This is a genomic window from Campylobacter concisus (assembly GCF_902460625.1).
Lineage (GTDB): Bacteria > Campylobacterota > Campylobacteria > Campylobacterales > Campylobacteraceae > Campylobacter_A > Campylobacter_A concisus_AD.
The window spans coordinates 129,482-134,503 of the sequence record NZ_CABPUT010000009.1 but is presented as its reverse complement, the minus strand read 5'-3'; the positions used below and the strand labels follow the sequence as shown (position 1 = coordinate 134,503).

Sequence of the window (5,022 nt, the reverse complement as noted above, 5' to 3'; positions counted from 1 at the left end):
AAAATTGTTGGCGATTAAAAATTTTAAAGTATGTATTTTTATTAGTAGGTTTATAGGGTTTAGTTTATATATGCGTATCCACTTCTTTTTTCTATATTTATAGAGGCTACATTATTATTTTTATCTGTTAAAACTATCTTACAATCACCTTTTAATAGTCTTGAATAAGGTCTTTTTGCTCCTTTATTGTTAGTAACACTTACCACTCTCATGGGCCTACCTAATTCGTCAAAATCAATGGTTTGCGTCTTACCTTTTCCACAACTACCAATAAATTTAACTGATTTTATGCCATATTTTTTCTCAATATTTAAATCTGTATTAATTTTATTGCAATAAGATTGTGGAATGCCTCTCCAGCCCGCACTTAAGAATTTGTTTGATTTTTGTGTATCGATGGCAACCTCTTCTTTGGAATTTAAGTTACCACTAAATTTATTACCACTACCTCTTTTATCATAAAAAATACTATATTTCCAAGATTTAACCCCAGGCTCATCTACAGAGCACTCTTGCAAACTAGTGTCATTAATAGCTATCCCCCATCTCATTTTAAACCAAAATTTTTCATTTTCTGAATGTACAAATTTATCATCTTGCATGGCAAGGTGCTGGGCGTACCTTATATGCGTTAGCATCTGTGTGGCTGCCTCCCTAGCTCCGTTTATTTCTAGCCTTGGTATGATCATTGCTGCAAGTATGCCAACGGCAATGATTACAAAGATAAGCTCTATAACAGTAAAACCCTTGTTTTTATGCATCTACCTGCCTCTTACATTAAAATTTGCGATTACTTTTTCCATTTTTTCTATGCAAAATTTTGATTTTCCATCTAGATCGGCGCTTACTAATAAATTTTTAGACTCATCTCTTACATCTATACCGTAAAATTTAAGTCTTAATGCAAGCTTTTTATTATCAGTATATAAATCCTTAATTTCCGCTTCTTTTAATTTAGCAGCAAGCTCTTTTACAACATCAAATTTATAGACAAAATGCTTTGTTGGGCTATCTAAAAATAGGTAAAAAATTTGATTAAATACGATCATCGACCAGTTTAAGGCTAAAAAAAGCATCACTAAGGTCGTGCAAATTTTATAGCCTTTTCTAAATTTTGGCAATCTTACACGATACGAATTAAAAAATACTCTTACCATAAGTGGCGTTGCGATCACGCAAAACGGCAAAAACTGCTCAAGCTCCAGCCTTTGGCGCACTGAGACTATCATACAAAAGCAAAACGAGCAAATCGCAATAAACCATAAAAGATCCTTCTTTTCCTTAACCCAAATTCTATAAATCGTATAGACAAAAAAGATAAAAATAAATGGCGAAAACACAGCGGCAAAGATACCAAAAGTATCGATAAAGTGCCCACTTGGCCTACCATTTGTATCAAAACCAAAAAAGTAAAGTGTTAGCAAAAACAAAATAGCACTTAGCCAGGCAAGCAGTGGCTTCCTTTTATAAAGTGAAAATATAAAAAATCCTACGTAAAATATCAAAAAATCACCATCTATAAAAAAAGAAAGACAAAAAAATGTTACAAATAAAATTTTATTTTTAACATGAAAAAAGTATATACATAGAAGCGCCAGCATAACGCAAAGCCCAGCATTATTGACGATAAGGGCAGAAGCTAGCGTGCCAGGAAGTAAGATAAAAAGCAATACCGCAATAAGTCTGTCAAACTCTAATTTAATGTAAAATTTGCTTATCTTATACATTAAAATGACGCTTATGACATGAAAAGCGATCATCACGGATCTTAAAGCAAGATCTGTTTGACCAAAAATTTGAACACTTAAGTTTAAAACATGGCTAAGAAAATTTTGTTTGTTAAAAAAAATTTCAGCTTCACTGTAACTTATGCTAAGAGAATTTGCCGTATAAAGTAAAAATATGCAATCAATCAAACATATCAAAAATACGCTAAAGGCGACGTGATGTCCAACAAATTCTCTAAATTTATCTAGCAAAAATTTTCCTTAAATATGTATATCCCAAAAAAACTCAATCCAATCGTGAGCCTCTTTTACCTTAAATTCTGGCAAAAGCAGAGCCTTCTCTTTATAAAAGACGGTCGCTATTTTTATATCTAAATTTGGATAACGTTTAAGCAGCTCCCTTTTTATCTCGACCATGCTCTCTCCACTATCGATGATGTCATCGACGAGCAAAATTTTAGTGTATTTGCTAAGATCTGGCACGTTAAAGATATTAATCGTATCAAGCTTATTTGTATCTTCATAATGGATAGAATTTAGGGTAAATAAATTTCTATTATTAAGCGCAACAGCTAGCGAGTGGCCAAGCGTTAGACCGCCTCTTGCCACAGCTAGTATCACATCTGGATCAAACTCATCTTTTATCTGTTTTGCCATCTTTTTAGTATCAACAGCAAATTCATCGTAGCTATAAAATATCATCTTTCATCCTTATCAATGCACTAAAAATACGATAAAACTAATGAGCGCTAGCACGACTACGCCTAAATTTATATCGCTAAATTCTCTCTTTATGAGTTTAACTATGACGTATGACATAAAACCAAATGCAAGGCCGTTTGTGATCGAGTAAGTAAGCGGAATGAGCACAACTATAAAAAATGTCGCAACTGCAATGGCTGGATCTTTAAAATTTATACTAGCAAGCTCAGCAAACATAAGCACGCCAACCATTACAAGGATCGGATAGATGGCATTGCCAGGGATAGCTTTAAAAAGCGGCAACATAAAGAGTGTAAGTATAAACAAAAGTCCGCAAAATACAGCCGTTAGACCGGTTCTACCGCCCTCTTCTACACCACTAGCACTCTCTACAAACGATGTAGTCGTACTTACACCTACAAGTGAGCCAGCCGCCGTAGCAATAGCGTCGGCTTCAAGAGTTTTTTCAAGTTTTACGACGCCATCTTTTTTGTTTTCATCAAAAATTCCAGCCCTCGTGCCTACACCAGCTAGCGTGCCTATAGAGTCAAAAAGATCGGTCACAAAAAATGTGATAACAACTGGAAGCAATGCTAGACTAAGCGCACCTTTTATATCAAGCTCTAAAAATATCGGAGAGATAGAAGCCGGAGTTGAGAAAATTTCTGTTGGATGAGGAGCGATACCAAGCACCCAAGCTATCACTGAAGTAGCAAGCACAGCTAGGATAAACGCGCCCTTTATCTTCCACGCCCAAAAGCAAATAACTAAAAATAATCCCAAAACACCAATAAGTACGTTTGGATCTTTGAAATTTCCTATGCCAACCAAAACTGCGTCGCTATTTACGATAAAGCCCATTTGTTGAAATGCCACAAAGCTGATAAAGGTGCCTATGCCAGCGCTTATCGCTCTTCTTAGATCAAGCGGGATAGATCTTATTATCCACATTCTAAAATTTGTAAAAGACAAGACGACAAATATTACGCCGCTTAAGAAAACAACGCCAAGAGCCGTTTGCCAAGGTACTTTCATGCCGATGCAAAGACCAAATGTAAAATAAGCATTAAGTCCCATACCAACGCTCATCGCAACTGGCGTGTTCGCCCAAAGACCATTTAATACAGTAGAAAATATGGTAATTAGCGCTGTTGCAGTGATGAGTGCCTCATAAGGCATGCCAGTTTTGCTCATAATGATCGCATTTACCGGCACGATATACATCATCGCCAAAAACGTCGTAAGTCCCGCTCCAAATTCCTGCTTCACACTCGTTTTATTTTGTGCTAAGTCAAAAAATTTCACCCCAAGCTCCTTTTAGTAAATTTTAAGTTCGTTATATAAGCTATCACGCTCAACTGGCGTAAAACCAGATGTTTTTATGAGATCACAAAATGTCTTTAGTGTAACGCCATTTGCGCTATTTGCGCCAGCTGCACTTTGGATGCTCTCTTTTTCTATCGTGCCATCAAGATCATCAGCGCCAAATTCCTGAGCGATCATCGCTAAATTTAGCGTCGAAGTGGCCCAGTAAGCTTTGATATGTGGAACATTATCTAGCACAAGACGTGAGATCGCCAGAGTCTTTAAAATTTCAGCTGATCCTAGAAATTTCACATCTTTTAAGTAGTTATTTTCTCTTTGATAGACAAGCGGGATAAACGCGTTAAAACCGCCAGTTTCATCCTGTAAATCTCTAATCCTTAGCATATGATCGATCCTGTTACCGCGGCTTTCTATGTGACCAAAAAGCATCGTTGCATTGCTCTGCTTGCCTTTATCATGCCACATTTTGTGGATTTTGAGCCAGTTTTCGCTACTTACTTTGCCTTTGCAAATTTTAGCCCTGACCTCTTCATCAAAAATTTCAGCCCCGCCGCCTGGCATGCTATCGACGCCGTATTCAAGCATCTTCTCTATCACCTCATCATAGCTTAAGCCATAATGCCTTGATAAAAAGTCGATCTCAGCTGCCGTCATCGCTTTTACATGGAGGTCTGGATGAGCTGCTTTTATCTTTTTAAAAATTTCTAAATACCACTGCCAGCCACTTTTTGCGTTGTGGGCAGAGACAATGTGTATTTCCTTTACGCCGTGGCTCACGCTCTCATCAACGATCTTTAAAATTTCTTCGTGGCTCATTAAATATGGATTTGGATTTTTTCTGTGAGCCGAAAATGCGCAAAATTTACAGATATCAGCACATATATTTGTTGGATTGATATGGCGATTTACGTTAAAAAAGACCTTGTTGCCATGCAGTTTTCTACGTTTTTTATCGGCAAATTTAGCCAAGGTAAAAAGATCAAGCTCATAAAGCGAAAAAGCCTCTTGTTTGCTTAATCTCTCGCCACTTTCTAGTTTTTGTAATAGATTCATTATTTATATCGTCCTAAAGCTGAACTTAAGGCTTCATTATAAGCAAATAAAGCTTTGTTTTTGCAAAAATTATGTAACATTTGCCAAGATATTTTTAACAATGGAAACATTAAATGCTGTCTGATAAAAGTACCAAAAATAGCGATAATTATTTAAAAATCAAAGAGAAATTTCTTGATTTTAAGGCAAATTTACCAAAACATTTTCAAAAAAA

5 protein-coding genes are annotated in these 5,022 nt (G+C 36.1%); all 5 read right to left on the bottom strand.

Going from position 1 to position 5,022, the window contains the following annotated elements; genetic code table 11:
- Positions 1 to 59: 59 nt before the first annotated feature.
- The 5 genes from F3G69_RS07850 to mqnE are packed head-to-tail and all read right to left on the bottom strand — an operon-like array spanning position 60 to position 4,811.
- Positions 60 to 761, bottom strand: coding sequence for a pilus assembly FimT family protein (locus F3G69_RS07850; RefSeq protein ID WP_103600566.1), 702 nt, complete (start codon positions 759 to 761; stop codon positions 60 to 62).
- On the bottom strand, positions 762 to 1,979 hold the full coding sequence (locus tag F3G69_RS07845) for a glycosyltransferase family protein (RefSeq protein WP_103600567.1): 1,218 nt from the start codon (positions 1,977 to 1,979) through the stop codon (positions 762 to 764).
- 9 nt (positions 1,980 to 1,988) lie between these two features.
- Positions 1,989 to 2,429 carry a phosphoribosyltransferase gene (locus F3G69_RS07840; protein WP_103600568.1) on the bottom strand — a complete coding sequence of 147 codons (441 nt, stop codon included), beginning with the start codon at positions 2,427 to 2,429 and terminating at the stop codon, positions 1,989 to 1,991.
- A 12-nt stretch (positions 2,430 to 2,441) separates the two neighbouring features.
- The gene (locus tag F3G69_RS07835; RefSeq protein WP_149714914.1) at positions 2,442 to 3,734 is read right to left on the bottom strand and encodes an NCS2 family permease; all 1,293 of its coding nucleotides are present in this window, start codon (positions 3,732 to 3,734) and stop codon (positions 2,442 to 2,444) included.
- Between the two features lie 12 nt (positions 3,735 to 3,746).
- The gene (mqnE, locus tag F3G69_RS07830) at positions 3,747 to 4,811 is read right to left on the bottom strand and encodes an aminofutalosine synthase MqnE (RefSeq protein ID WP_149714913.1); all 1,065 of its coding nucleotides are present in this window, start codon (positions 4,809 to 4,811) and stop codon (positions 3,747 to 3,749) included.
- Positions 4,812 to 5,022: the final 211 nt, after the last annotated feature.

Bases quoted from the DNA above. Each gene is read 5' to 3' on its own strand.
- F3G69_RS07840 (WP_103600568.1), bottom strand. From the start codon at position 2,429: ATGATATTTTATAGCTACGATGAATTTGCTGTTGATACTAAAAAGATG.
- F3G69_RS07850 (WP_103600566.1), bottom strand. From the start codon at position 761: ATGCATAAAAACAAGGGTTTTACTGTTATAGAGCTTATCTTTGTAATC.